Genomic DNA, 26,692 nt, shown 5'->3' with positions numbered 1-26,692 from the left:
TCCCCTGTGAGAGCGCGTTCCGGAGACGGCACTGAAACCGTTTCCATTTCATTTTGGCTTCAGGTTCGCGTAATCCTGTGATCATCGGCACATGCTACGAGCCGAAAACCTTTCGTCTCAGGAGTGTCTGAATGCCTCTTTCGCCCGTGGACCGGATTCTTCGCTTCGCTTTCTCCCGCATCGTCACCCGGGGTTCATTGACAATCCTGACAGCAAGCGGCGCCCGCCTGATCTTCGGCGACGGCAGCGGCGATCCGGTGATTGTTCGTTTCACCGACAAGCGCGCCCAATGGGCCTTTCTCATGGACGCCGATATGCAGCTGGGCGAGCTGTTCATGGACGAACGCTTTATCGTCGAGCAGGGGACGATCTACGATTTTCTCTGCCTGGTGCTGCGCGAGGCGCAAAATGAAACGCATCCGCTGCCGACACGCGTGATTGATGCTTTACGCGCACGCTTCCGGGGTTTCCGTCATCGTAACCTGCCAGTGCGGTCAAAGCGCAATGTTGCCCATCACTATGATTTGGACGGCCGGTTGTATGGCCTGTTTCTGGATGCCGACCGCCAGTATTCCTGTGCCTATTTCGAACATCCGGAGCAAAGCCTGGAAGATGCGCAGCTGGCCAAGAAACGGCATCTGGCCGCCAAGCTTCTGCTGCGCCCCGACAGCAGGGTTCTTGATATCGGCTGCGGCTGGGGCGGATTGGCGCTGCATCTGGCCGCTGAAGCGCCCGCAGGCAACGTGCTGGGCGTCACGCTTTCGGAGGAACAGCTCGAATTTGCCAGAAATCGGCCCGGAACAAAGAGCCAGCCCGATCGGGTCAATTTCGCCCTGCAGGATTACCGCAGCCTGAACGGAACATTTGACCGGATTGTTTCGGTGGGCATGTTCGAACATGTCGGCGTCGCATCCTACGGCCAGTTTTTCCGCAAATGCGCTGAGCTTCTGGACGAAAACGGTGTCATGGTGCTGCATACGATCGGTTGTTCGGCCGTGCCGGGATTCACAACGCCGTGGCTCGACAAGTATATTTTCCCCGGCGGCTACATACCGTCCATGTCCGAGATATTGCCCGAAATCGAAAAAGCCGGATTGATGGTCACGGATATTGAAATTCTGCGGCTGCACTATGCGTCGACATTGGCCGCCTGGCGCGAACGGTTCATGGCTCATTGGCAGGATGCGGCGCAGCTCTATGATGAGCGTTTCTGCCGGATGTGGGAGTTCTATCTCGCGGCGGCGGAGTCGGCGTTCCGCTATGAGGACCTGGTGATTTTCCAGTTCCAGCTCGCGAAGAAAAACGACGTCGTTCCCCTGACACGCAATTACATTCGCGAGCACGAGCAAAGCAAAGCCAAAATCCTGCAGGCGGCGAACGCCTGACGGGGCAGGTACCGTGTCGTTTGCCCGCATTGTAGCTGGAGAGGTCGTTCTGTAATAGGTGACCGCGTGGGCTTGACCGTGGTCGTCACTCAACAATAGTCTGGACCACACTACTCGGCCTCGGAGGGGACCATGGTAACGCTCCAGAGCGGTTTGCACGCTGAATATATTGAATCAGCGCTTTCGTCGGGCAGCGCTGCTGCACAATCGGCACTTATCGCGTCATGGCGGCGGTCGATGCGTCTCTATGGCCTCAATCCTGTTGAAGGAAAGGGGCCGAACGTGTTGACCGAACATGAGCTCAACCAGGCGCGGGAACGGCTCGGCTCCCTCATCATGACGGCCCAGACCAGTCTCGACCGGCTTTATGCCGCCGTTGGCGGTGCAGGGTGCTGCATTCTGCTGGCCGACAAGGACAGCATCCCGGTTGACCGGCGCGGCTGCGTGGCGGACGACGAAGCCTTTTACCGGATGGGTCTGTGGACCGGCGCCGTGTGGAGCGAGGAATCCGAGGGAACCAACGGCATCGGTACGGCCATTGCCGAGCAACGGGCTTTGACCATCCATCGCGACCAGCATTTCCGCAGCAGAAACACGGCCTTATCCTGCACGGTTGCACCCATCTTCGATCATCGCGGCCGTCTGGCCGCCGTTATCGATGTATCCTCCGCGCGCCATGACCTGACCGACGATTTCGTCAAGCTGATATCGATAGCCGTAACTGACGCTGCCAGGCGCGTGGAGGCGGAAAATTTCCGGCTTGCGTTCCCGAAGGCCCGCATTGTCCTGGCGCCGCCCGGTGACAACTGGATGAGTGAACGGGCTTTGAACGCGCTGATCGCCGTCGACGAGGATGACCTCGTGATCGGCGCATCGCGCTCGGCGCGCCAGCTGCTCGGTCTGACCGACGACTCGCTCGCTTCTCCGTTGCCGGCGGCTGATCTGTTGGGACAACACCAGTCGGCGGCGCGCGATTTCGCCATGGCCGAACGCGGTGCGATTCAAAGGGCGCTGGCCCGGAGCGGCGGCAACGTATCCGCTGCCGCGGCCGATATGGGTATCAGCCGGGCGACCCTGCACCGCAAGCTGAAGCGCCTCGGCCTTTCCTGAACGGCAGTTGATTTTTTTGCCTTGATTTGTCGCAAAACTGCGACAGATCGAGTTTGCACATAAGCGGACGGGGCTGACACACTATAAATATTGAGTAACTCTTCCCGTAACGCCGCAAGAGCCGGTTCGAAACAGGTGGAGAGAAACAACCAGGTGGATTTCAAACGCTGCCTGACCCGATTCCAGGAATGCCTTGGCATAGGCCTGGAACAAAACCCGATCATCGCAACGGGAACACTTATTATTCCGTGTCATGCCGTTTCCAGTGAAAACCTGCAACGCGATGCGGGCTTACAGGTTTTCCGATCATTTTCGTTGATGGGTCTGGCGGTGCACGGCGATCCGGCAAATAGCAGAATTTCCCCAAAAGCGAGCTCCTGACCAGGGCTTGCTTCGTCGGTGGCGCTGACCTTCATCCAGCGCCGCCGACGGCCTTTCGCAGCAACGGCAAAATCACCCGCACCGATATGCGTTGCAATGAAAGTGCAACACTGCCCGGGAGCCGGTTGACGCAGCAATGCGAATGGCTATAAAGGCCTCCGACCAGCTTGAGTACAGGCAGCGGGATAACCGGCCCGCAGCGATGGAATACCGAGTGCGGTTAAGGAGGGGTGGCCGAGCGGTTTAAGGCACCGGTCTTGAAAACCGGCGTAGGTGAGAGCCTACCGTGGGTTCGAATCCCACCCCCTCCGCCATATCCATTGCCATTATCCACCCATCGTCATGCGAACAAATTCGACAACGGACGTCGTGCCAAGTTTTGTCGAGATGTTCACGCGGTGGGCGTCGACAGTCCGGGGCGATATGCCGAGGGCACTGGCGATGCCCTTCGTGTCGAAGCCGCGGCAGATCATGTTGAGGATCTCGCTTTCGCGCGGCGTCAGTGTCGCAAGCAAGGCCTCGTCCTGTTGCCGCTCGAGCGCGGTGTCGAGCAATCGTTCCATCGTATGGATGGTTGCAAACAGGGTATCGGCGTCAACGGGCTTGGAGAGAAAGTCCATCACACCGACCTGAAAGGCTGCGCGGCAGGCCGCAACATCTCCGTGTCCGGTCAAAATGACCAACGGCCAGCGTATTCCCCGTGCAACGAGCTGTTGATGCAGCTCAAGGCCATTCACCTGCGGCATTTTCAGATCCACCAGTAGGAATCCCGGCTTGTTCCGATCGACTTTTTCCAGGAAAGCGTTGGCGTCAACGAAGGTCAGGACGGCCATGTCGCTGGCCCGAAAGAGCAGCGACAGACCTTCTCTTACCGTATCGTCATCATCGATCAGATAGATGGGGTAGCGCGATGTCATACGATCAATCCTGCCTCTCGGATTTGAATTCGGAATATCGCTCGTCCTTGTTGCGCGGGTAAACAGGATTGCCTGGCCAGTCTGGAAGACGCGCATGGTTAAGTTCTATTCACATAGCATTTTCTGTCACCGTAAAGAACGGCGGATTGCGCGCTTTGCACCGGTATGCCGGGGCATCATATCCGACCTGATAATATGCTATGATTCCATGATCCTGGACCTGTCAGGTGAATATAGCGGATTGGACAGCCACATTTGGTGCAATGATGATGAAATCAATCCCGATCAGGACGTTTCTCTTTCAATGGATTGCGATTGAAATTGTGATCCTGATTGTCGTTGCTGCGATATCCCTGACCAATCTGCGGAACGATTTTGCCGAAGACCGGTCGCGATTGGCAATTGAACTGACAAATCAATATTCGCAGAGGCGTGCAAGTGTCACGCTGCTGGAACTTGTACTGCAATTGCCCGACGGCGACACGGAGCCCTCTTTTATCCATGTGGCCACGGGCATTGTGAAGGCCTACGCTTTTTTGGATAGAATCCAGCTTTATGAGATGAGACCCGGTCAGTCCGAACTGACCGAATGGATCACTGTTCCTTCCGCGACCAGCAAGCCGGGAGAAGCGGATTTGCCAGCAATCATGCGTGCCGTGGCGCTCCAGCCGGAAGGGGAAACGGTTGCCTATGCGATGCCTCACTTAGCCGAGCATGTTTTGTTTGCGACAAAAGCAATGAATGGCCGCACACCTGCAGCCATTGTGGTGATCTATGATGTGGCAAAGGCGATTCAATCGATCGCTTTGCCGGAGGCAATAGAACTTCAGGTTCGCCTTGGGGACAGACCGGTTTATGTGCGAAACCCTCATACGCACGGACTTTTTACCGGCTACATGCCCTGGTTGACAGCAGATCTGACGCGAACTCCCCTTCGTCCAAACGATGATTCCCAGGCTCATATTCATTTCGACAAGCATGTTGCATTTGGTGACGTGTTTGATTGGCGGATGATCGTCCCCTTGTCGATTTTTGGCTTCGCTGCGCTTTACGCATTTCATTTGCTGAGGCGTCAGCGCGCGGCATTGGCAGACGCGCAAGCGGCGGAGCAGCGCGCGCTTCGGCAAATGGAATCGCTTCGGCATGAAAACCGCTTGTTCCAGGCCTCGCGCGTCAACGCTGTCGGCGAATTGGCATCAGGCATCGCCCACGAACTCGCACAGCCCCTTACCGCTTTGCTCAGCCAGAGCCAGGCGGGGCTCATTCTCATGGAGAAGGGGGAAGCCGGAAAGAGGGACGGCAGCCTCAAGCAGGCGCTCGCCGCCAATGTTCGCGAGGCTCAACGTGCCGGCAAAATCCTCCACAGAATGCGCGATTACATTGTCGGGAATGATATTCAACCAATGTTGCAGGAGCTCAACCCGTTCATCGTGAACATGGTCGAACTGCTGCGGGTGAAACTCAGGGAACAGAGTATCGAGGTTTCGATGGATTTTGCCACTCCCTCGCCAAAATCGGTTGTGGGTGCCATTGAGCTCGAACAGGTCATTCACAATCTTCTCCGGAATGCTGTCGATGCCTTGTCCGAATGCATGCATGACCGCAAGAGGATCACCATCAGGACGTTCAGTCAGGATACGGTCAATATCATCGAAATTGCTGATAACGGCCCGGGACTATCCGACGAAGTCCTGAAAAACCTGTTCCGTCCGTTCTTCACGACCAAGGAGAACGGCATGGGCCTCGGTCTTTCGCTGTGCGCGCGGTTGCTTGACCGGTCGGGCGGTACGCTTCATGCCCGCAATGACAACGGAGCGGTGTTCTGGATTGTGCTGCCTGGGGAAGGAATGACATCGCCGCTCATATCTCAAGGATCAACGGAAGGTGGTCTGACACTTCCGGTTCCGTCACCACCGTGAATTCCCGAACCTCGACATTCTGGTTCACCAGCATGTAATCGGCAAACCGTCCCTGCTTGCGATAATGCGAACTGCGGGTTCCGTTGAACCCTCCGGCCGTAACGAGATCCGTCAGCCCTATCTCGGCGAGCACGGCAAAGGTCTCGCTTTCGGGTTCGACGTTGAAATCGCCGCACACGATCAGCGGGTCACCCGGCGCGGCAATCCGGGACGCCAGTTGCTTCAGCCTGCGGGCCTGTGCCAGCCGTTCGGGTGTATCCATCTTCCCGTTGACATCGCGCAGCCCGTGCATATGGGCGATGGCGACCATCCGGTCGCGCGCATAGTCGTAAACCCGGATTGCATGCGCGGACCGCGACCTCGGATGATCGCCATAGCCGTGCGGCGAAAACCCCTTGTGCACGAAGTCCTGTGCCTGCGCCGTAACCGGCAGGGAGTTGCGCACAAACGTCGCGAGCCCCCATTGCGATGGCACCGGCTGATCGCCGTTCCACAATACGCCCTGGGCTGCCGGACAGAACATGGCCGTATGGTTGGCAAGTGCGGCCGCAACATCGCGGAAAAAATTCGCGCGCTGGGGCAGGACATCATCCCCGTCGCGATACAAGAGCCAATCTTCGCTAGTCTCGGGACTGTGGACCACCTCCTGCAGGCATAGAATATCCGGCTGATCCGTTTGGAGATAGGATATCAACGGTTCGTGCAGCTTGCCGCCCCAGCCATTGAGGCTCATGATTCGCATGCGCTACATCTCCAGAGGACTCATTTGAAGCGGGGACAGGTTAGGATACTGCTCCCAATAAGCAAACCTTGGCCGGGAGCCGACCCACTGGAAAGACGATCAGCGCCATCGGCAACAGGAATCGCAAAATATTAAACTTGTGATGGTTGATAAAACCCGGATTCGGATGCTTTCGTCTTTGACGTTTCCGTTGTTGTTGAAAAGGCCAATCATGCATACGCGCGCCATCATTGCCACTGATCTTGATTTGATATGCAAGCACCGGGAGAGAATGTTTCTTGAGGCTGGTCGGGCTCAGGATGTTTTGACACTCATGGCAGCACCCTTCCGGCAATGGCTTGCGGTACGTTTGACCGCCGGGTCCTATTTCGGTTTCGTCGCCGAGGAAGATGGTTGCCCGGTTGGTGCCGTGGGGCTGATGGAAATCGATTGGCCTCCGCACCCCGCCCATCCGATGGACTCCCGACGCGGCTATGTCCTCAATGTCTTCGTGGAGCCTGAATACCGGGGCCGGGGAATTGCTCGCCGATTGATGAAAGAAGCGGAGAGCGCGTTTCTGGCGCGGGGGATCACCTATGCCATCCTGCATGCGACGGTTGCCGGACGGCCGATTTACGAAGAGGATGGCTGGATGCCAACCACCGAAATGGCCAAGGCTTTGTCGGCAACGGGTGCCAATTAACGCTGAAACCCGGGAACAGGCTGGGCTTGCGGAAACGGCCTGAATGTCAGGGCGATCAGGAATGCGCCGATACCGATAGCCCAGGCTCCGATATAGAGCCATTCGTAGCTGGCGAATGTGTCGTAGATCAAACCGCCGGCCAACGGACCCGTGGCCATGCCCAAGCTGGCGGCCATGGCCGTTCCGCCGATGATGGTCCCCATCATGCGCATCGGGAAATTCTCGCGCGCCAGTACAGCATAGAGCGGCATGACGCCGGCATAGATGAAGCCGAATAGTGCGGCCACCGCATAAAACCCGGCAAGTTCCCGCACGAAGACATAGGCCAGCGCCCCGAACGCCTGGAGCAGCAGCCCGCCGACCAGCACGCGCTTGGCGCCCAAGCGATCACCGAGGACACCGAAGACAACCCGGCCGCCAAGGCCTGCCAGCCCTTCCAGGCTGTAGATCGTAACCGCTGCGATCAACGGGATTCCGCAGCTAACCGCGTAGCTCACGGTGTGGAAAATGGGGCCGGAGTGGGTGGCGCAGCAAAAGAAATTGGTCAGCAGCAGGATGATGAACTGAGGAGACCGGATGGCTTGCCCGATCGACATGGATGACTGCGGCTCTGCGTCCTGCAGCGCCATGGTATTTCCCATGTCGGCGGCCGGCGGGCGGCGCACCAGGAGGGCGGCGGGAATCATCACGGCAGCAGCAACCGCAGCGATGATCAGCATAGATGTCCGCCAGCCATGGATCGAAACAAGCCATGCCGCCAGCGGCGACATGGTCATCGGCGCCATGCCCATACCCGCGGAAACAAGAGATACGGCAAGGCTGCGCTGGGTGTCGAACCAGCCGGTGACGCATGCCATCATTGGCGCGAAGATCGCGGCAGTCGCGGCGCCGACAAACAGGCCGAAGACCAGTTGAAATTCGACAAGCGACGTGGCCCGGCTGGCCAGCGCCAGACTTGCGGTCAGCAGCACCGATCCCGTCAGCACCACGGGACGCGCGCCGAAGCGGTCAGACAGGTTCCCCCACAGCATGCTAGCCGATGCCATGGCGATGAACCCGATCGTCATGGCGCCGGACACGCCGGTGACGGACCAGCCCGTGTCCCGGGCAATGGGCTGGAGGAAAACCGGGAGGGAAAACATGGCGCCGATGGCCATGCAGCCCAGCAAGCCGCCGGCTGCAACGATTACCCAGCGATACGAAGCATTGCTCATTGCTCTCTCCATTTTACTGGCTGTTGCCGAAAACCCTTGCCATGCGGGCTGTGCAAACCGTTGTTCACCCCGCCGTGTTATCTGGGCCGCGCGACAACGCGCACTTTACCGCTTTTGCCGCCGCCACAGAAAAACTGATCGCCGCCGTCGGACTCGAGTCCGGACACGCCGGTGCCTGCGGGCATGTCGAGAATGGTCAGGACATTGCCGGTCGCGGGATCGATGCGCCTGACATCACTTTGATCCTGTTCCCAGGTGCCGTGCCAGAGTTCGCCGTCAACCCAGGTCACCCCGGTGACCATGCGCTTGGACTCGATGGTGCGCAGAATAGCGCCTGTCTGCGGATCGATCTGGTGGATTTTCCGGCCCTGGTGCTGCCCGACCCAAAGCGTCCCTTCTGCCCATGCAAGCCCTGAATCACCGCCGCCGCCGGGCGCCGGGATTGTCGAGAGCACACGGCCTGTCTCCGGGTCGACCTTCTGGATGCGATCTTCGGCAATCTGGAAGATATATTGGCCATCGAAAGCGGTTCCGGCGTGCGCGGCGATGTCCAAGGAGCGCAAGACGGTCCCACTCGCCGGATCAAGGGCATTCAGCCGTTCTCCCGATGCAAACCAGACATTCCGGCCATCGAAGGTAACCCCGGCCACCTGGTCAGTGCCGGGAAACGGGCCATATTCGCGGAGAATTTTGGCAGATTGTTTCATGATTTCATCCTTGTCACCTGACTGCTGAATATTTCCTCTTGACCCTAATCACTTGGCAGGAGATCGGGGAGTAACAAGATTGTCGGGAAACCCGGCACGGGCGGGCTGATCCAGCGGCGGGCGCGTCCGCGACCAAACGATTGCACCTTGCCCGCTTCCGCAAGTAGCAGAAGGGCACGCTGGACGGTCCGGGAACTGGCCCCCAGGGCAATGGCCAGAGCGGAACTTGACCATGACTCGCCATCGGCAAGAAAGGCGAGAACCGCGCCATGCGCTTCCTCCATGGGCGGGGCAAGGACAACGGCGCCGCTGGCGTCGAGCGGTGTCATGCAAAAGCCCCGCGCCGTTGCGGACACATCGGCCAACATGCGCAGTTCCTCGCGCAACCGGCCGACTTCGACCCGCAGACGGGCGCGATGCGATTCATCGGCATGCTTTGCCCCGAATGCACGGGCGAGGAGCGCGGCTCTTGGCACGTCGCCAGGCGCGGCTTCGGCCAACGCGCGGGCCAGCGCGAACAAAACCGGGCGCGTGGCAAGCGATATCACCCGGTCCCCGACCCGAACGACATGCCGGCACGCGTCGACGACCAGCACTCCGGATGCGAGCAGCGTTTCGATCTGCTCCAGCAAGAGGGGACGTTCCTCGCCGCGCTGGATCAGACGGGCAGCGGGTGTTTTCAGGATATGGGAGGCTTGCTCAACCTCCGCGATAAGGGCGGGGATCTTTGCTTCGGTCGCGGCATTCTCGGCCCGCCGGAGTGCCTCGCGCGCTGCAGACGTGTTCAGGCGCCGGATGGCAATTCCGGCAGCCACCAGGGCGAGCGCCGCTCTCGACGTTGCCGGCAGCGGCGCGGGATCAAGCTTGGCGAGGGCGCGCTCGGCCGCGTCGACATGACCGACCAGAAGCAGCCGCCGAATATCCACGGTCCGTGCATGGGCGGCATTGACGTGATCGCCATGGGCTTCGAGTGTTGCCCGTGCCATGTCCAGTGCTTTCACACGCCATCCCAGATCGCGCGAGACGAGGGCAATTTCCGCTTCGGCAACGATGCACCGCGCGCGGGCTTTTTCCTCCTTTGCGCCGAATGCCCGCGCCGCGCTCTGCAGCAAGGTCCTGGCGCGCGGGAATTCGCCAAGTTGCGCCATGGCGATGCCGCGCAGTGCAAGAGCGGGTGCGTCGTCACGTAGCGCCACCCGTTTCAATGCGCCGAGAGTATCACCTGTCGCAAGGGCGTGCGCTGCGGCGTTGATCAGCGAGTCCATCGGATGGCCGTCACACTTGTTACTCCGATCGTTCGATCAGCGAGTCGTAATCCATCTCACGGACAATAACCAGTATTGCAACCTTGACCGACGAAGGGGGCGCTGTGCGAAATCCTGCGCTTCTTTGCGCAGCATTTGAACAGGAGGGCGGGTGAGGCTCGGTTGGGGCATTGACGGGGGAAGAATATCACCGAGCCTCCCATTGCCTCATGGAGAGTAGCAACAGGGATATCATGAGCACCGGAGTTGGGCTTTTTCATGAAGCGCCAGCGCTTGCGCCCGCGGGCTAGATCGCTTGTACAAACACAATGCGAAGCATTCATTTGTTCAGATGATATTAATCTGCAGGTAGCATCTTTGTGCCGGCGTTAAGCTGGGAATGACGTCGTTTGCGGGCAGGGGGCTCTGTGGATCAGGAAGGCGAGAATACAAAAATAGATTACCAACCCTATGTGATGTCGGTTTGGCCGGTTCTATTTGCATTCGTGGCGGTTTCGATGATGGTGCTGTTTCTCGGCAGAATGGGGGCCGATTTCAGAAATGCCGGCGATCACAATCTCACCCCCCAGACGCATATCGGTGACGACACCGACAGCCGGTGACACAATCCGGCTGTTCGATGATGAAAACCGGCGCAGCCGGCTTGCGGTCTTCCGCGTTGAATGGAGCTGCCTGACTTAGCCTGTTGTATCGCTCACGCATTTCTTGACGAAACTGTTTTTTGCGGCGCCGGCAAGCTTCTTGGCGGCGGCCTGCGTATCGCAGGTTGTTGCCGCATCTGCCGCGCATTTCTTCGTGAAATTGGTCAAAGCAGCGCCGGAAAGCTTTTTGGCCTCGGCCTGGCTTTTACAGGTGCCGTCCGCCACGGCCGGACTTGCTGCCAACACCAGAAGTGCGATCGCTATAAGTGCACGCATATTCATCTCTCCATTGCTGTTCCAGGAATAATAGGTTTGCCCCAATGGGATGTTACGTCAAATGTAACTGAATGACCTTCGTGTGTCTTTCTGAGACAACCGAAGGTCATTCAGCTTCGTTTCCGGTCTTTACCCGCGAGTATCTTGAGGAAGCGGTGAATTGTGCGCCGATTCGGCCGTTCGCTCAGCCTGCTGAAGCGCCGATGCAGAAACTCATCGATTTCCCGCACGGAGACACTGGCAAGATCCGTCCCGTAGCGGGCCTTCAATGCTTCTTCGATCATGTCCAGGTCCCTCGTGGTCGGATTGTAACCGGAGGTACTTATGGCAAGAGGAAGCGATTGGTGAATGAGGTATCTTGCAAGTTTATTGAGTTCTGGATCACGGTCCAATTTACTCATTTTTTCTCCCCCGTGCTCTTCGGCACTATGGGGGAGAGAATACGCTTCGACAGCCCCGCAAGCAACAACGCTGAACCAAAATATTCGTTAAATAAATACGTCGAATTTTTACTTCATATCGCGGTTATTACTAACAGGCGGCCACGGAGAAGACGTAACCGTGATAGTCGTTGTCGATAAGCAGATTCAGCTTGATCTGGGGGTTTCTCGCCAGCCACTCCCTGCATGCTCTTTGCTGGCCGAATTCCGAGAGATTCCTGAAACAACGCCAATCATCGAACAGCATGACAGACCCGACCGTCAAACGGGAGGTGAGGTAATCCAGCACAGGCACTGTGGACTCGTAGAGATCACAATCGATCCATGCGAAAGCAACGGTCTGGATAGGCGAAGACTGTGCATGTCCTGGTTGCAGCGTCTGGTCGTACCAGCCCTTGATGGTCGTAACGCGCGCCAGATCAACATTGCGCAGCTTGAGATTTTCCTTGAACTGCGCCTCGTTGCACGAGAACTGGCCTTCGAAGAAGCCGCCGCTATAGCCGCCGGACTCGTCGATCCCCTTCTTTGGTTGCGGCAAGCCCTCGAACGAATCCAGGGCGACAAAGCGCATCTCCGGATTTTCCCGCCCTATCACGTTGCACGCATAGGCAAAGGTCTCGCCCTGATAGACGCCAAATTCGAGATAATCTCCCTTGATTTGCGCGCCCCTGAAGTAATCGGTAACCTTGTCGATGACGTCCCATCTGAACCTGTTCGGTGCAAGGAGACGCGTTTGCAGATGCTCGACCTGTTGGGCAAGAGCGACATTCGTTTGCTCATACCGATCCAGCCGGTCCTGCAGTTCGGCGATCACTTGGTCTAGTCCGTAGCTTCGTTCCTGTTGCGGCAAACTGGTCATGCGTGGTTCCACTTTATAACTGGGAGATTCGATAGCGGGCAGGCAAGTGTAACAGTCGTACCATTGCCTTTTGATGATTGAATCGCAAGAGAGCCACCCATTGTCTGAATAAGACGCGCACAACCTGTCAAGCCCAGTCCGCTATGGCCGCGCGACTCGCCCTTCGTCGAGAAGAACGGTGTCGTGGCCTTCTTGATCTGTTCCCGGGACATGCCGACGCCGGAATCCTCGATGGCGACGATCAGGTCTTTTCCAATCGGCCAGCGTCTGGCGATATTCACCTTGATCACAATGTGCGGGTGCGGCTCATCCTCGACGGCGTCCTTGGCGTTGCGCAAAAGCTCGTGAAGCATGAGATGGAATTGCCCCTGCGGTACAAGCAGCTGCATTGCTTTCACATCGGCGCGCACAATGGGAATGGTCGATCCATCGGGACGCGTGATCTGATCAAGGATCGTTCCCAGCGTAACGATCGGCGTATTGTCCTGATCAAATTTGGGATAGGCGATCCGGGCCAGCCAATCGGTGACAACCGACAGATCAGTGATCCGCTTGCGGGCCATGTCGAGCAGTTTTGGATCGGGGTTTTCCTCGGGCGAAAGCGTCTCGTGCATCCACATGGACAGTCCGTTGATTCGCGTGAAGGTCATGTGGGAGAAGAGCAGCGCGAACTGGCGGACCTGATTGTTGTACAGTGCCTTGCTTCTGTAGGCGACCATGGCGAACAGAACGACCATGATCGCGGTTGCAAACACGAAGGCGTACAGGAAATTGTCGTAGAGCGCTTTTTGCTCGAGATCGGCGGTGCGTTTCTGGGTGTTTCCGAGGTTGCCCGTCGTCGTCAAGACAATGGCCGGCCAGAAGTCTTCAAACCTGGCCACAATCAGACTGTAGTCTGGATCGGCCAGCGCAAGCTGCGGCATCAGCTCGTTGTTTATGTAATCGAGCAGTGTCTTGATCAGATCGATATCCACTTTGGGCATGATCTTCTCGGTATAGGGCAAAGCGATCAGCGTCTTGGCATTGATGGCGAGATAGGTGCTTTCAGACAGGATTTTGGCGCGATACTCCTGGGATTTGGTGAGCGCAGCCAGCCGGGCCCATCCCATGATGCTGACCATTTTTTCGCGCGCTTGGGTCGATCGCCACTGAACCTCGTTGACTTCCCCGATGATGTCATAGGCCTGACTGCGATACTTGTCCGTTTGCAGAAATGAGGCCAGGCCGATCAGCACAAAGAGACCAAAGGAAATGGCAAGGATGTACGTACCGTTTGCGCGGAGTATCTGTCTCACCTATCCACCACGTGTCTGAAATCAATCCCATTCATCGTTTAAGCGTCACGCGGCTTGATGCGCGATCAAAAATTATTGCTCAAATTGCAGCTCGGTGAGAAACCAGATCCATCTTGAGTGATCTCCCGGGTCATAGGCCTTGGGCATGCTGTCAAAAGGCCAGACAATGTAGAATGGCCCAAAATCGTCGGCCTCAAGCGGGCGGAATTCGCCCTCATGGCATTTTCCTGCCTTGGCTTCGACGTCATTGCAGGCGATCTGTGAGGCAACGATCGGATTGTAACGTTTGATTTCGTCCATATCGATTCTGGCGGAATAATCATTGGGCGCTATGCCCTTTATGACCTTCGCATTGGCCAATCCGTTCTTCGCCAATATCTCGATCAGCGAAAAACCGCGATAGGTGCGCTGTACGTCGTTGGTCCAAGGCGTCTTGGTTTGAATCTCCCGATAGGAAAATGATTTTGCCAGATCGTCCTCTTTGTAGGAGGCGATGGGTTTTCCGCTCTGGCGTTCGATCTGGAGAACATGCGGGTCGACTATGCCGGCGGAAGCGGCAGGAACCGCGCATAAGAGCACAAGGCCCAAGAAGCAGGCACGCCAACCGTTGTGTATTTCCACGGCCTTTTCCTCAATCGGTTGCAGGATCATCATTGTCGGCAGTGATTTTGCGGCCATGCGCCAGGACTTTGCTTCGCGCCCGTTTGTATTTCTGCTCGGCCATCTCGGCACTTTTCATCTTAAAGTGCTTTGCCATAAGCACAAACAGTTCATTGCGTTTCATGCCCTTCGGGCGGTCTTCCACCCATTGGAGGCATTCTTCCTCTGACAATGACAGGAACGGATAATAATAGCCCGGAAAAGCATCGCTGATCGTCTCGCTCCCCCGATGCACGACAAATTCAGAACGGGTCATGAGTTCAAGAATGCTGGCGAGGGTGGGAGCATTGAGCCGATTTTTGCCCAGATATCCCTTCGCGCCGAGGTTTCTGCATGTTTCAGCCTCATCGGTCGAATACCGGCCGGTGATGACCAGATGAACGGCTGCGGGAGTGGAATTGATGATGGACTCGATGATTTTCAGGCGCACATCGCGGGATTCCATCTCGCTTCCATAGTCTGGAAGCCCCGGATCGATGATGATCAGGTCAAATTCATCCGCCTCGATAGCCATCTGCGCCGCATGGAAGGTCTCGGCGGTCGCCACGTGCTGGCCAGATGTCTTGAAGTGCCGCTTCAGCGAATCCGCATAAAAATAATCATCCTCGATGATCAGAACTTTGGAAATTTTTACATTCGCGTGGTCCATGCGTGGGGTTTTAACAGGCTCGTCTCGCGAAAAATAGGTATCATCGCGGCACCTACCGCATGCGGACAATTCACGCATGATAACAGGCAAGAATGCGTAAGGTGCCATGGTAATGCATTGGTTTTTCCTAAGACAATGGCGCCACTGCAACGATCCACCAATAGTGAAACTCGTTCTGCTTGCTATCGTTCCACGTGCACCACCGGTCGTTTTCCTGTTCAAACTCACTGTGATCATAGCGCTCGATCAGCGAGCTGATAGTAAGCTTGCAATCTTCAATTGTTTCAAATTGTAGGGGAAGGGGTTCGTCCCATAAAACATCACCAAGCGTGTTTCGCACACCGTGCTTGATTATATACATACTTGAAGACCCCCGAAATTCTTTGAGATATACTTAGTTGTATGAAGCCGGAATACAACCGGGCCGCGAAAAGAAAGCACCGCGCAGTTGTTTCGCTGCTGCATATCGCGTTCGGCGTGTCCCGGCATGCTTTGAAGGTCCGTCGCCAGCGAGGCTGGGCGCCTTGATTGGAACTTTCATCGGCAATCCGAGTTGAAGAACGCTGGCGAAACCCCGTTGGCAGGGCTCGGCCTGGAGGACGTGTGCAGCTTCTGACAAGCCGGGCCCACAGGAGGATGCAAGGAGAATGATCGACGATTTTGATGATGATGACGAAGAGGTCTGGCCAAGCCACAGCTCGAATGTCTGGTATATCGCCATATTCGTCGGGGGCGTGGCCGCCGCAGCGCTTCTGACCTATGTCTTCGGCGGCTGGCTCTAACGACGCCTGCGCCGAACGCGCTTCACGTCTCCGCATCACATCTTTCCTTTGCGGATGGGGCGCCCGTTAACCAAAGTTAGCCATGACAGGCAATGTCTCCCTGTTCTGTTAAGGTGCTGTCAACCTATCGGTGCGAGTTATAATTCTGGTGCAATACTCCATGATGGGTTCTGGGGCTGCACCAGGTTCTGTTCGGTATCGTTGCGTAAAAAGTGTGGGGACGGCATCCAGCCGGTAGTTTGCATTGTCAAAAGCCAAAGCTTTTCGAATTGCGGGAGTTGTTGCGATGGGCGCCCTGATGGCAGCCTGCGCGTCACCCACGGCAAAGGTTGCTAAACGAAGCCACGGCAAGGAATATTTCGCTGAATCGGAGTATGGCGTCAAAGCCAGCCCGCGCGTCGTCACGGATTTTCGCAACATGCCGCGCGGCGGCGGGCGCAACCAGATCGGCAGGCCCTATCAGGTTCGCGGCAAGTGGTATTATCCCAGGGAAGAGCTGGGCTACAAGCGTCAGGGGCGGGCATCCTGGTACGGCTCGGCCTTTCATGGCCGCCTCACTGCCAATGGCGAAGTGTACGACATGAACCACCTGTCGGCGGCGCACCCGACCATGCCGCTGCCGAGCTATGCGCGCGTGACCAATCTCGCCAATGGCAGTTCCGTGATCGTGCGCGTCAACGACCGCGGACCGTATCACAGCGATCGCGTGATCGATCTGTCGCAAAAGGCTGCGACGATGCTGGACTATCAGCATACGGGTACGGCCGACGTGAAGGTGGAATATGTGGGCCGCGCGCCGCTCGAAGGGCGCGATGACGGCTTTTTGCTCGCGTCGTATCGTGCGCCCGGCACGCGTGATCGTCTGATGCAGCCGGATTCAGGCACCATGATTGCCATGAATGGACCGACGCCCACCCAGCGCAATGCCCTTTCCATTCCCGGCATGCGGCAGCCGAAGGTGCAGGGCGTTCAGGTTGCGAGCCTGAATGTGGCGCCGGTATCGTTCAATGATCAGGCGGTCAGTCTTGGCGCGCCCGCGCAGCCGCAGATGAATGCCGCCATGGGGGCGATGCCGTTCGGCTATGATATACAGCCGGTTCTGCCGCTTGTTGGTCCCTATATCGACGACAAGCCGGCGATCCTGCTCGGATCGCTGAAGGGCGGCCCACGGCGCGCATCGCCATTCGTCAGTTCCTATGCCAGCGAGCGTGTGGCAAGTGCCAATGCCACAGCGGTGGCGATGAACAGTCTGATATCGCCGAAGGCCATTTCCGACGCGTGGAAGAATGAAAACAAGCTGCGTGAATCCGCAGCGGCACCGGCGGGTGAATATGTCGATGTCGGCCTTTTTGCCGACAGGTCCGAAGCGGGCCGTGTCATGAGCGCTCTCGCGCCATTGGGCAAGGTCGATCTGTCCGAGGTCAACAGCCCGGATGGCCCGCGCATCGCTCTGATTGCACGGACCAGCGCGGGAAAGAATACCGATGCCTTGCTGCAGGCTGCCTGGAAAGCGGGAGCAGGTGATGCGTTTGTCGTACGCGATGACGGAAACTGATTTCCCACTTCAAAGAACATTGCCGTTACAGCCATTCCGTAAGCTTGCCGCCAGTCTTGCCGTCGTGCTGCTTGCCGCGTCGCCGGTCCACGCGCAGGAAGCATTGTTCGATACCAAGGCCAAGCAGGCCCTGATGCTTGAAGACCAGACAGGCACCATTCTCTACGCCAAAACACCCGATACGCTGATCGAACCAGCCGCGCTGGCCAAGCTGATGACCATGGAACTGGTCTTTCATGCGCTCAAGACCGGCCAGATCAAGATCGACACCCAGTATACCGTCAGCGAAAATGCCTGGCGCAGGGGCGGGGCGCCGTCCGGCGGCTCCACCATGTTTGCCAAGCTCAAGTCGTCGATCAGCGTCGGCGACCTCATCCAGGGCGTTATCGTGCAGTCAGCCAATGACGGTTGCATCATCCTGGCCGAGGGCATTGCCGGGTCGGAACAAAAATTCGCCGAGATGATGAACGCACGGGCGAAGGAAATCGGCCTGAAGAATTCGACGTTCCGCAATTCGACCGGCTTGCCCGATCCGGAGCAAAAGGTGTCGCTGACGGACCTTGTCACGCTGGCCCGCTACATCAAGCACGAATATCCGGAATATTATCGCACCTATGCGCAGGAGAGCTTCACCTGGAACAATATTTTCCAGCGCAACCGCAATCCCTTGCTGAAGCTGGATATCGGCGCTGACGGCATGGGAACCGGCTATACCGAGCAATCCGGCTATGGTCTTGTCGGTTCGGCCGAACATAATGGGCGCCGTTACATCGCCGCCCTGAGCGGTCTGGCGACAGACAAGGAGCGGGCGGAAGAAGCGAAGAAAATCTTTGAATGGGCCTACAGCGCCTTCGAGGAAGTCAATATCTTTGCCGAAGGCGAGACCATCGCGGAAGCCAGCGTGTTTGGCGGTGTCAAATCCAGCGTCCCGCTCAAGGCACACGAAAAGATCAGCCTTCTCGTCCCGACGGCCAACAAGGATCGCCTCAAGGCCCATGTCGTGTATAAGGGCCCGCTGCTGGCTCCGGTCAAGGCGGACGAGCAGGTCGGCGTGCTGTGGATCTGGATCGGCGATGCCTTGGCGCAGGAAACGCCGGTTTACACGGGCGAAGCCGTTGAACCCGGTGATCTGCAGAAGCGCACGCTCGATGCGGTCCTGGAACTCACCACCGGCTGGACACGCCGCCTGAAGCTTTAGGATTTTCCCGGCTCGACCTTTTCAGTCCCGCCCGTTAGAACCTCGTCTAGAGATCAAAAGCGACTCTTTATCGAAAGACGGCTGACGGCGTGCAACAAGGACTGTTCATTACCTTTGAGGGCGGCGAGGGCGCTGGCAAATCCACCCAGATCACCCGACTGGCAGCGCATATGCGTGCAGCCGGCGATGATGTGGTGGTGACCCGCGAGCCGGGCGGCTCACCCGGTGCCGAGGCTGTGCGGCATGTCATCCTGAGCGGCGCTGCCGAATCCTTCGGTCCCGCCATGGAAGCGATGCTGTTTGCCGCCGCGCGCAATGATCACGTCGAGCAGGTCATGCGCCCCGCGCTCAACACGGGCAGCATGGTGCTCTGCGACCGCTATATCGACTCCAGCCGGGTTTATCAGGGGGTCACCGGCGATCTCGATGCCGGTCTGATGCGCGCCATTGAAAGGGCAGCCGTCAACGGACTGATGCCTGATCTGACCATCATTCTCGATCTGCCGGCGGAAATCGGGCTGCAGCGCGCAAATGCGCGCCGCGGAACAGGCACCGCCGATCGCTTCGAAAAGGAAACCATCGAAATGCACCGCAAGCGCCGGGACGCCTATCTGGCCATCGCCAAGGCTGAACCGGGGCGGTGCAAAGTGGTGCCTGCGGACCGGCCGGTTGACGATATCGCGGCGGATATTGCCCGCCTCGTCGATCGCCTGAAGGCGCGGCGTGCGATAAAGGAAAAGGCCAAAGCGGGGGCGGCACAATGAGCGATACGCTTCCCGACGTGCCCGCCACGCATGACACCATTGACGGTATTCCCGCCCCGTCGGCCAATCCCGCATTGTTCGGTCACCCGTCCATCCGTTCATTTCTGGCCCAGGCCTATCAATCCGGCCACATGCATCATGCACTTCTGCTCGAGGGACCGCAGGGCGTGGGCAAGACCACGCTGGCCTTTCACCTCGCCGGACACATGCTCAAGCATCCGGTGCAGCGCGAGGCGCCGCTGGAACTGGCTTTGCCCGATTTTTCCGTCGCGCCCTACCGGCAGATTGCCACGGGGACACATCTGGCCGTGCTGCATATCAGCCGCCCGCTCGATGCCAAGACCGGAAAATTCAAGACCGGGATCACGGTGGACGAGATTCGCCGGGTGACGCATTTTCTCAACCGGACGGCGCATGACGGTGCGTGGCGCATTGTTATCGTCGACCCGGCAGATGACATGAATCGCAATGCAGCCAATGCGTTACTGAAGACTCTTGAAGAACCACCGCAGCGAACGCTGTTCATTTTGATCTCGCATTCTTCCGGGCGCTTGCTGCCAACGATCCGCTCGCGCTGCCAGTCCATCCGTTTTGAGGGGCTGGAGCGCAGCGACCTGTTGTCGGCGCTGGCAACCATCGGCCTTGGTGCGGAGCAGATGCCGGATACCGAGGCACTGGTGACCCACGCGGACGGCAGCGTGCGCAAGGCGGCACTCCTTGTGGCGTTTGGCGGATTGGAGATATCGCAGACCATCGATGCGATACTGACAAAGCCGGTATTCGACGTTCCCAAGGCGCAGGCGCTTGGAACCGCCTTGTCGGGGCGCGATTCGGAAATTCAGTTTGACCTTTTCCTTGAGGACATTTTTTCGCGGATCGCGACGAAGGCGAGGGAGGCTGCGGAGAAGGGTGCCGTGGCCGAGGCCAATCACTGGTCGACACTGTGGCAGGACATGCAGGGCGAAGCCCGTGACGCCGATGCCTTCAACCTTGACCGCAAACAGTCCGTTCTTATCTTTCTTGACAGGATGCACCGCGCCCTGCGTGCTTCTTGATCTGCCACCCGGTCACATCACATGAATGCGGAATAGTATTTCAATTGAATTCATGTGTTTACGACCGGTATAGCAATCAGGCCGGACATGGGTTATGTCAGCCTGACGCCTTCCCAAGATGCCAATTCCGAAGCAAATCAGGTTACGTATGAGCCGCGAAACATTTTACATCACCACAGCCATTTCCTATCCGAATGGCAGCCCGCATATCGGTCATGCGTACGAGCTGATCGCGACGGATGCGATTGCCCGTTTCAACCGCCATGACGGCAAGGATGTGTTTTTCCTCAGCGGCACGGATGAACATGGCATCAAGATGCTTCAAACCGCACGCAGGGAAGGCATTACGCCGCGTGAGCTTGCCGACAGAAATGCCAAGCTTTTCCGTGACATGGGCCATCTCCTGAATGCGTCCTATGACGACTTCATCCGCACCACCGAGGAGCGGCATTACGCGTCATCGCAGGCGATCTGGAAAAAAATGGTCGAAGCCGGGGATATCTACAAGGATTCCTATGCCGGCTGGTACTCCGTGCGCGATGAAGCCTATTACCAGGAAGACGAGACGGAAGTGCGTGCCGATGGTGTGCGCTACGGCCCGCAGGGCTCGCCCGTCGAATGGCTGGAAGAGGAAAGCTATTTCTTCCGGCTGTCCGCTTATCAGGATCGCCTGCTCAAGCTTTATGCCGACAATCCGGGCTTTATCGGGCCGGACGAGCGCCGCAACGAGGTCATCTCCTTCGTCAAATCCGGGCTGAAGGACCTGTCCGTATCGCGCACGACCTTCGACTGGGGTATTCCGGTTCCCGGCGACGAGAAACACGTCATGTATGTCTGGGTCGACGCGCTGACCAACTACATCACGGCAGCCGGTTATCCCGATGAGAAGGCCGAGCGCTGGCGCTATTGGCCCGCCGACGTGCATATCATCGGCAAGGATATCATTCGCTTCCACGCCGTCTATTGGCCGGCCTTCCTGCTGTCCGCAGGGATCGAACTGCCAAAGCGCGTCTTCGGCCACGGCTTCGTGTTCAACCGCGGCGAGAAAATGTCGAAATCGGTCGGCAATGTGATTGATCCGTTCTCCCTGGTCGAACATTACGGCCTGGATCAGGTACGTTACTTCCTGCTGCGCGAAGTGCCTTTCGGTCAGGACGGCAATTACAGCCATGAGGCGATCGTCAACCGCACCAATGCGGATCTTGCCAACGATCTCGGCAATCTGGCGCAGCGCTCGCTGTCGATGATCAACAAGAACTGCGAAGCCAAGGTTCCGCAGCCCGGCGCATTGACCGATGTCGACAAGGCCATCCTTGACCAGGCGGTGGCAGCGCTGGAGACAGCCCGCAAGGCCGTCGGCACGCAGGCCATGCATCTGGCGCTTGGGGCGATCTTTGCCGTGGTGGCGGAAGCCAACCGGTATTTTGCCTCGCAAGAGCCATGGGCACTGAAGAAGACCGATCCCGCACGGATGGAAACCGTTCTCTACGTGACGGCGGAAGTGATCCGGCGCGTCGGCATTCTCTGCCTGCCGTTCATACCGGGATCGGCAGCCAAACTGCTCGATATCTTGGCCGTGCCTGCGGACAAGCGTAACTTCACCGATCTTCTCGGCGGCAGCGAACTGGTGCCCGGCGCCGATTTGCCCGCGCCGCAGCCGATCTTCCCGCGCTATGTCGAGGCAGACAAAGGCGCCTGATCAGGAACCCGGATCTTTTTCATGCTTGTCGATAGCCATTGCCATCTGGATTTTCCGGATTTTGCCGAAGAACGTGACGCCATTGTCCAGCGCGCGCTGGATCTTGGTGTTGTGCGGCTGGTCACCATCTGCACGCGCGTTCGCAAGTTGGACGGCATTATCGGCATCGCCGAACGCTATGACAGCGTCTTTGCCTCGGTCGGGACGCACCCGAACAATGCGCATGAGGAACTCGACGTCACCGCCGATGACCTGATCAAGCTGGCCGAACACCCGAAGGTGGTGGCAATCGGTGAAGCCGGGCTCGACTATCACTATGATTATGCGCCGCCGGAAGCACAGCAGCAGGGTTTTCGCACCCATATCGCCGCGGCACGCGCGACCGGTCTGCCGCTGGTCATTCACGCGCGCAGTGCCGATGAGGACATGATTGCGATCCTGCGCGAGGAATCAGGGAAGGGGGCCTTCCCCTTCATCCTGCATTGCTTCTCCTCTGGTGCCGAACTGGCGCGGGTTGGTGTCGAGCTTGGCGGTTACATCTCGTTTTCCGGTATTCTGACATTCAAGAATTCGCCGGAAATCCGCGAGATCGCCAGAAATGTGCCGCGCGACCGGCTGCTGGTTGAGACAGATGCGCCTTATCTCGCACCCATGCCGCATCGCGGCAAGCGCAACGAGCCGAGCTTTGTCACCCATACGGCTGCCGTGCTGGCGGACACCATCGGTGCCAGCGTCGAGGAAATCGGCACTTTGACCACCGACAATGTATTCCGCCTGTTCACCAAGATGCCAAGGCCCGCCGATGCCTGATCGCCTGCGCTTTACCATTCTGGGCTGCGGCTCGTCTCCGGGCGTGCCGCGCATCAATGGTGATTGGGGCAATTGCGATCCGGACAATCCGAAAAACCGCCGACGCCGAGCGTCCATGCTGGTGGAACGCATTGCCGCGCATGGCGGCGTGACCACCGTCGTCATCGATACGGGGCCGGATTTCCGCTCGCAGATGATCGATTTCGGCTCCGGACGGCTTGATGCCGTTGTCTATACCCACGCGCATGCGGACCATATTCACGGCCTCGATGATCTCCGGACCTTTGTCATCGACCGGCGCGATCTGGTAGACATCTATGCCGATCAGGCGACCCAGCGCAGGCTCGTCGAAGGCTTCGGTTATTGTTTCAAGACGCCGGAAGGTTCGAGCTATCCGCCGATCCTGCGGCCACATGAGATCGTGCATCACGAGGCTTTTGAGGTTGACGGCGCGGGCGGTGCGATCCGCTTTCTGCCACTGCCGCAGGTGCACGGCGATATCCTGTCGCTGGGCTTCCGCATCGGCGATGTGGGCTATTGTTCCGATGTCAGCGCGTTTCCGGAAACAACAGCGGCCCAGCTGCACGGGCTCGATATACTCATCATCGACGCGTTGCAGTACCGTTCGCACCCAAGCCATTTTTCTCTCGATGAATCAATGGAGTGGATCGGAAAGCTGAAGCCGCGTCGAGCCATTCTGACCCATATGCATGTGCCACTGGATTATGGAACTGTCCTGCGCGATACGCCAGACCATGTCGAACCGGCCTTTGACGGCCTGTCCTTTGAGGTTGAAGCATGAGCAAGAGCGTTGAACGTGTCCGTCAGGCAGCCCATGCTGCAGGCCTTGAAATCGAAATCCGCCAGATGGCCGATTCAACCCATACGGCGGAAGATGCGGCTGTTCAATGTGGTGTTACGGTCGCGCAGATCGTCAAGTCGCTGATTTTTCAGGGCACCGATACGCAGCAGCTTTATCTGTTTCTGGTTTCCGGACCGCGCCAGCTTGATCTTGCCAAGGCTGCGCGGCTGACCGGAGAAACGCTGCACCGGGCTGATCCAAAGCACATCCGCAAGGAGACGGGCTTTGCCATTGGCGGCGTATCGCCATTGGGGCATCTGATCGATATCAAGGCCTATGCGGATGAGACACTGATGCAGTTCGACGTCGTCTGGGCTGCAGCAGGCGGCACGAACTTTGTTTTCCCGGCAGAACCGCAGGCTTTGATGACGGCCGCGAAGGCTGAAATAGCCGATATTACGGGCTGATCGAGCCATTCCGACCTGCCTTTTGGTTCCATAATCTATCTTATGCGATCTTTATATTGCTGTAGGTACATTCTATTTTCAACTGCGAAGGCCCCCTTTCTCGTATGAACCGACGGGCCTCTCCTTCATCGCTCGCCAAACCATATCTCCACCGCTAAGCTTATCGTCGAGTCGCACACGTGCCCTGAACTTGTAGATACAAGAAGGATGACCACCGTGGATTTGAAAACTGTACGCGCGCTGAAAAACGAAATCGCAGAACAGATCATTCGACCGCTTGTCACTGAAATCCGCGCCGAGCGCCGCATTGTCCGCTCCACCGCAATACGGCGTCTGACCGGCGTCGAAGGCGGTATCGCGCTTGGCATTGCCGCCGGCGACGGAAAGAACGATTACCGGCTCGCCGTCCGCGTCCAGCGCCGTGCGCTCGAAACAAATGCTTATCTGCGCCAGCAGATCGAGGAAGCAGCCCGCAACAAGGCCGACATCACCTATATCGGCACCGTGTTCAAAGGCAGCGCTCTGGCAGCGCCGGCTGTCTTGCCCTGGCATCAGCTGCGTCAGAGGCCGCTGCTGATCGGCGCGTCGGTCGGGCATTATTCGATTACGGCGGGCACGCTTGGCGGCTTTGCGCAGCACATGGCGAGCGGCAAGGCGGTCATTCTGAGCAACAATCATGTGCTGGCCAATGAAAACAAGGCCAAGATCGGCGATGCGATCCTGCAGCCCGCCGCCTATGACGGCGGCAGGAAAAGCAAGGACAAGGTCGGCGAACTGCTGGCTTTCGAGCCGGTCGTATCAGGCGCAAACAATCTGGTCGACGCAGCCATCGCGTCGATCGATGCGGATATCGACTTCGACGCGGTGACCCTGATGGGTGCGGGAAAATTGAAGGGCCTGCGCAAGACCCCGCTTCGTCCCGGCGACAAGGTGTTCAAGATCGGCAGGACAACCGGCGTGACGCAAGGTGTTGTCACGGCAATCGAAGTCGATGACGTGGTGGTCAGCTATGAATTCGGCGATATCGGTTTTGACAGCCAGATCGAGATCCAGACCACAGGCAGCGGTCCGTTCAGCTCGGGCGGCGACAGCGGATCGGTGATCATGGACGAAAAGGGCTATGCCTGCGCCCTGCTGTTCGCCGGCAGCGACCAGGGTGGCACCAACGGCAAGGGTGTCACCTTCGCCAACGACCTTTCCATCGTGCTGGAGAAATTGGGGCTGACAATGCCGGTTTGACCCTAGCGGGAGTGGCCGGGATGCACTAAATTAAAGCCATGAGCACCTCCATCGAACAGGCGCGGCTTGCCAAGCCGAAAGCCAGGGAACTGGCCGGATCATGCGGCACCGTCATTGGTGTCGGCCTGATCCGCATCGGTGACTCCTATGCCATCAAGGTCAATCTGCGCGATCAGCTCCCCGAAACGGCCGAGCTTCCGGAAACGGTGGACGGCGTCAGGGTGGTATATGATGTGATCGGGCCCATATCGCTGCAGGCGGCCGGGAAACGCTGACTGATCCTGTGGACAAGCCACCGGCATGTCAGCTCGGTCATATCAGCCGCCCTGCTCCTGTCTTAGTATATTTCGTATGAAACCATCACGCGACATCACCCGCCTCCTTGAGATCATGCAGGCCCTGCGCACGCCGGTGACCGGCTGTCCGTGGGATCTTGAGCAGGATTTCAAATCCATTGCCCCCTATACGCTCGAGGAAGCCTTCGAGGTGATCGATGCCATCGAGCGCGATGATATCGACGATCTGCGCGAAGAATTGGGCGATCTGCTCCTGCAGGTGGTGTTTCACGCGCGGATGGCGGAAGAGATGCAGGCATTCGATTTCGGTGACGTGGTCCAGGCGATCACCCACAAGATGATCCGCCGCCATCCACATGTCTTCGGTGAAGAGGCCGCCCGTGGTGCCGGCATGGCCAAGGGCATGTGGGACAAGATCAAGGCCGAGGAAAAGGCGGAGCGGCGCGAGCGCCGTGCTGCGCTCAATCTCGGCGCCGTGGAGTCGACCGGCTTCCTCGACGACATTCCGCACGGCTTTCCTGCCCTGATGCGCGCACTCAAACTGCAGCAGAAGGCGGCCAAGGTTGGCTTTGACTGGTCGGAAGCCGCGCCCATTCTCGACAAGATCGAGGAAGAAATCGGCGAGTTGAAACAGGCCATTGCCAATGGCGACCGGGAAAACACGGAAGAAGAATATGGCGACCTGCTGTTTGCCATGGTCAATCTCGGCCGCCATTTGAAGCTTGAACCGGAAAGCGCCCTGCGCGGCACCAATGAAAAGTTCCGGTCACGCTTCCACTATATCGAGCGAAAGCTGAACGAGCAGAAACAGACGCTCGATGCGGCGACACTCGATGAAATGGAAGCACTCTGGCAGGAAGCCAAAACCGCGAAGTAACACCGT

The 26,692-nt window shown here is 58.0% G+C and carries 28 protein-coding genes, 1 tRNA gene and 1 pseudogene; 19 read left to right on the top strand and 11 right to left on the bottom strand.

The window, feature by feature from the left end; all coding sequences use genetic code 11:
• Window positions 1-131: 131 nt before the first annotated feature.
• The 4 genes from ACP7B1_RS08170 (at window position 132) to ACP7B1_RS08155 (ending at window position 3,190) form a co-directional block, all read left to right on the top strand.
• On the top strand, window positions 132-1,385 hold the full coding sequence (locus ACP7B1_RS08170) for a cyclopropane-fatty-acyl-phospholipid synthase family protein (RefSeq protein ID WP_346307046.1): 1,254 nt from the start codon (window positions 132-134) through the stop codon (window positions 1,383-1,385).
• Between the two features lie 132 nt (window positions 1,386-1,517).
• Window positions 1,518-2,495 (top strand): GAF domain-containing protein, encoded by a 978-nt coding sequence (locus ACP7B1_RS08165; protein WP_426136870.1) that lies wholly within the window; start codon window positions 1,518-1,520, stop codon window positions 2,493-2,495.
• Between the two features lie 153 nt (window positions 2,496-2,648).
• A complete protein-coding gene (locus ACP7B1_RS08160) occupies window positions 2,649-2,876 on the top strand; it encodes a hypothetical protein (protein ID WP_346306370.1) in 228 nt (75 codons plus the stop codon).
• Between the two features lie 224 nt (window positions 2,877-3,100).
• A tRNA-Ser gene (locus ACP7B1_RS08155) sits at window positions 3,101-3,190 on the top strand.
• Between the two features lie 12 nt (window positions 3,191-3,202).
• On the opposite strand, the gene ACP7B1_RS08150 is transcribed toward ACP7B1_RS08155, so the two are convergent.
• Entirely contained in the window at window positions 3,203-3,793 is a 591-nt protein-coding gene (locus ACP7B1_RS08150) for a response regulator transcription factor (protein WP_346306369.1), read from the bottom strand.
• A 266-nt stretch (window positions 3,794-4,059) separates the two neighbouring features.
• On the opposite strand from ACP7B1_RS08150, the gene ACP7B1_RS08145 reads away from it, so the two are divergent.
• On the top strand, window positions 4,060-5,712 hold the full coding sequence (locus ACP7B1_RS08145) for a sensor histidine kinase (protein WP_346306368.1): 1,653 nt from the start codon (window positions 4,060-4,062) through the stop codon (window positions 5,710-5,712).
• Here the strand turns inward: ACP7B1_RS08145 and ACP7B1_RS08140 are convergent.
• Window positions 5,654-6,454: an endonuclease/exonuclease/phosphatase family protein gene (locus ACP7B1_RS08140; RefSeq protein WP_346306367.1), complete on the bottom strand. Its 801-nt coding sequence runs from the start codon at window positions 6,452-6,454 to the stop codon at window positions 5,654-5,656. The genes ACP7B1_RS08145 and ACP7B1_RS08140 overlap by 59 nt on opposite strands.
• Before the next feature lie 142 nt (window positions 6,455-6,596).
• On the opposite strand from ACP7B1_RS08140, the gene ACP7B1_RS08135 reads away from it, so the two are divergent.
• Window positions 6,597-7,136, top strand: a complete 540-nt coding sequence (locus tag ACP7B1_RS08135; protein ID WP_346306366.1) for a GNAT family N-acetyltransferase — start codon at window positions 6,597-6,599, stop codon at window positions 7,134-7,136.
• Here ACP7B1_RS08135 and ACP7B1_RS08130 read toward each other — a convergent pair.
• The 3 genes from ACP7B1_RS08130 to ACP7B1_RS08120 all read right to left on the bottom strand — a co-directional run bounded on the left by ACP7B1_RS08130 (window position 7,133) and on the right by ACP7B1_RS08120 (window position 10,322).
• Complete coding sequence (locus ACP7B1_RS08130) at window positions 7,133-8,350, bottom strand: MFS transporter (RefSeq protein WP_346306365.1); 1,218 nt, start codon at window positions 8,348-8,350, stop codon at window positions 7,133-7,135. The two genes, ACP7B1_RS08135 and ACP7B1_RS08130, sit on opposite strands and share 4 nt — an antisense overlap.
• Before the next feature lie 77 nt (window positions 8,351-8,427).
• The gene (locus ACP7B1_RS08125) at window positions 8,428-9,057 is read right to left on the bottom strand and encodes a DUF5074 domain-containing protein (RefSeq protein WP_346306364.1); all 630 of its coding nucleotides are present in this window, start codon (window positions 9,055-9,057) and stop codon (window positions 8,428-8,430) included.
• A 44-nt stretch (window positions 9,058-9,101) separates the two neighbouring features.
• Window positions 9,102-10,322: a helix-turn-helix domain-containing protein gene (locus ACP7B1_RS08120; RefSeq protein ID WP_346306363.1), complete on the bottom strand. Its 1,221-nt coding sequence runs from the start codon at window positions 10,320-10,322 to the stop codon at window positions 9,102-9,104.
• Between the two features lie 407 nt (window positions 10,323-10,729).
• On the opposite strand from ACP7B1_RS08120, the gene ACP7B1_RS08115 reads away from it, so the two are divergent.
• Complete coding sequence (locus ACP7B1_RS08115; protein WP_346306362.1) at window positions 10,730-10,924, top strand: hypothetical protein; 195 nt, start codon at window positions 10,730-10,732, stop codon at window positions 10,922-10,924.
• Window positions 10,925-10,999: 75 nt separating this feature from the next.
• Here ACP7B1_RS08115 and ACP7B1_RS08110 read toward each other — a convergent pair whose 3' ends face one another.
• From ACP7B1_RS08110 to ACP7B1_RS08085, 6 genes are all read right to left on the bottom strand, one after another.
• Complete coding sequence (locus ACP7B1_RS08110; protein WP_403174400.1) at window positions 11,000-11,284, bottom strand: hypothetical protein; 285 nt, start codon at window positions 11,282-11,284, stop codon at window positions 11,000-11,002.
• 65 nt (window positions 11,285-11,349) lie between these two features.
• Window positions 11,350-11,640 carry a hypothetical protein gene (locus ACP7B1_RS08105; RefSeq protein ID WP_346306360.1) on the bottom strand — a complete coding sequence of 97 codons (291 nt, stop codon included), beginning with the start codon at window positions 11,638-11,640 and terminating at the stop codon, window positions 11,350-11,352.
• Between the two features lie 130 nt (window positions 11,641-11,770).
• The gene (locus ACP7B1_RS08100) at window positions 11,771-12,538 is read right to left on the bottom strand and encodes a TylF/MycF/NovP-related O-methyltransferase (protein WP_346306359.1); all 768 of its coding nucleotides are present in this window, start codon (window positions 12,536-12,538) and stop codon (window positions 11,771-11,773) included.
• Complete coding sequence (locus ACP7B1_RS08095) at window positions 12,535-13,833, bottom strand: sensor histidine kinase (protein ID WP_346306358.1); 1,299 nt, start codon at window positions 13,831-13,833, stop codon at window positions 12,535-12,537. Before ACP7B1_RS08095 ends, ACP7B1_RS08100 begins: the two co-directional genes overlap by 4 nt.
• 72 nt (window positions 13,834-13,905) lie before the next feature.
• Window positions 13,906-14,454 carry a hypothetical protein gene (locus ACP7B1_RS08090; RefSeq protein WP_346306357.1) on the bottom strand — a complete coding sequence of 183 codons (549 nt, stop codon included), beginning with the start codon at window positions 14,452-14,454 and terminating at the stop codon, window positions 13,906-13,908.
• 10 nt (window positions 14,455-14,464) lie between these two features.
• Window positions 14,465-15,250, bottom strand: a complete 786-nt coding sequence (locus ACP7B1_RS08085; RefSeq protein WP_346306356.1) for a response regulator — start codon at window positions 15,248-15,250, stop codon at window positions 14,465-14,467.
• A 539-nt stretch (window positions 15,251-15,789) separates the two neighbouring features.
• Between ACP7B1_RS08085 and ACP7B1_RS08080 the strand changes: the two genes are divergently transcribed.
• From ACP7B1_RS08080 to mazG, 12 genes and pseudogenes are all read left to right on the top strand, one after another.
• A complete protein-coding gene (locus ACP7B1_RS08080) occupies window positions 15,790-15,924 on the top strand; it encodes a hypothetical protein (RefSeq protein ID WP_346306355.1) in 135 nt (44 codons plus the stop codon).
• Window positions 15,925-16,210: 286 nt separating this feature from the next.
• A pseudogene (locus ACP7B1_RS08075) lies at window positions 16,211-16,885 on the top strand (septal ring lytic transglycosylase RlpA family protein); the annotation flags it as partial.
• Between the two features lie 562 nt (window positions 16,886-17,447).
• Entirely contained in the window at window positions 17,448-18,677 is a 1,230-nt protein-coding gene (locus ACP7B1_RS08070; protein ID WP_426136869.1) for a D-alanyl-D-alanine carboxypeptidase family protein, read from the top strand.
• A gap of 89 nt (window positions 18,678-18,766) precedes the next feature.
• A complete protein-coding gene (gene tmk / locus ACP7B1_RS08065) occupies window positions 18,767-19,441 on the top strand; it encodes a dTMP kinase (RefSeq protein ID WP_346306352.1) in 675 nt (224 codons plus the stop codon).
• Window positions 19,438-20,496: a DNA polymerase III subunit delta' gene (locus ACP7B1_RS08060; protein WP_426136868.1), complete on the top strand. Its 1,059-nt coding sequence runs from the start codon at window positions 19,438-19,440 to the stop codon at window positions 20,494-20,496. The genes tmk and ACP7B1_RS08060 overlap by 4 nt, the downstream gene beginning before the upstream one ends.
• Window positions 20,497-20,644: 148 nt before the next feature.
• Window positions 20,645-22,195 carry a methionine--tRNA ligase gene (metG, locus tag ACP7B1_RS08055; RefSeq protein WP_346306350.1) on the top strand — a complete coding sequence of 517 codons (1,551 nt, stop codon included), beginning with the start codon at window positions 20,645-20,647 and terminating at the stop codon, window positions 22,193-22,195.
• A gap of 21 nt (window positions 22,196-22,216) precedes the next feature.
• Window positions 22,217-23,005 (top strand): TatD family hydrolase, encoded by a 789-nt coding sequence (locus ACP7B1_RS08050; RefSeq protein ID WP_346306349.1) that lies wholly within the window; start codon window positions 22,217-22,219, stop codon window positions 23,003-23,005.
• The gene (locus ACP7B1_RS08045) at window positions 22,998-23,807 is read left to right on the top strand and encodes an MBL fold metallo-hydrolase (protein WP_346306348.1); all 810 of its coding nucleotides are present in this window, start codon (window positions 22,998-23,000) and stop codon (window positions 23,805-23,807) included. The genes ACP7B1_RS08050 and ACP7B1_RS08045 overlap by 8 nt, the downstream gene beginning before the upstream one ends.
• Window positions 23,804-24,274 (top strand): YbaK/EbsC family protein, encoded by a 471-nt coding sequence (locus ACP7B1_RS08040; protein ID WP_346306347.1) that lies wholly within the window; start codon window positions 23,804-23,806, stop codon window positions 24,272-24,274. The genes ACP7B1_RS08045 and ACP7B1_RS08040 overlap by 4 nt, the downstream gene beginning before the upstream one ends.
• Before the next feature lie 216 nt (window positions 24,275-24,490).
• Complete coding sequence (locus ACP7B1_RS08035) at window positions 24,491-25,513, top strand: hypothetical protein (RefSeq protein ID WP_346306346.1); 1,023 nt, start codon at window positions 24,491-24,493, stop codon at window positions 25,511-25,513.
• 38 nt (window positions 25,514-25,551) lie between these two features.
• Entirely contained in the window at window positions 25,552-25,788 is a 237-nt protein-coding gene (locus ACP7B1_RS08030) for a hypothetical protein (protein ID WP_346306345.1), read from the top strand.
• A gap of 76 nt (window positions 25,789-25,864) precedes the next feature.
• A complete protein-coding gene (mazG, locus tag ACP7B1_RS08025) occupies window positions 25,865-26,686 on the top strand; it encodes a nucleoside triphosphate pyrophosphohydrolase (protein ID WP_426136867.1) in 822 nt (273 codons plus the stop codon).
• Window positions 26,687-26,692: the final 6 nt, after the last annotated feature.

The organism is Phyllobacterium sp. SL163 (assembly GCF_049896885.1).
In the GTDB taxonomy this organism is placed as follows: Bacteria; Pseudomonadota; Alphaproteobacteria; order Rhizobiales; family Rhizobiaceae; genus Phyllobacterium; species Phyllobacterium calauticae.
Note: the sequence above shows the minus strand (reverse complement) of the source record. Positions and strands in the feature narration are given on the sequence as shown.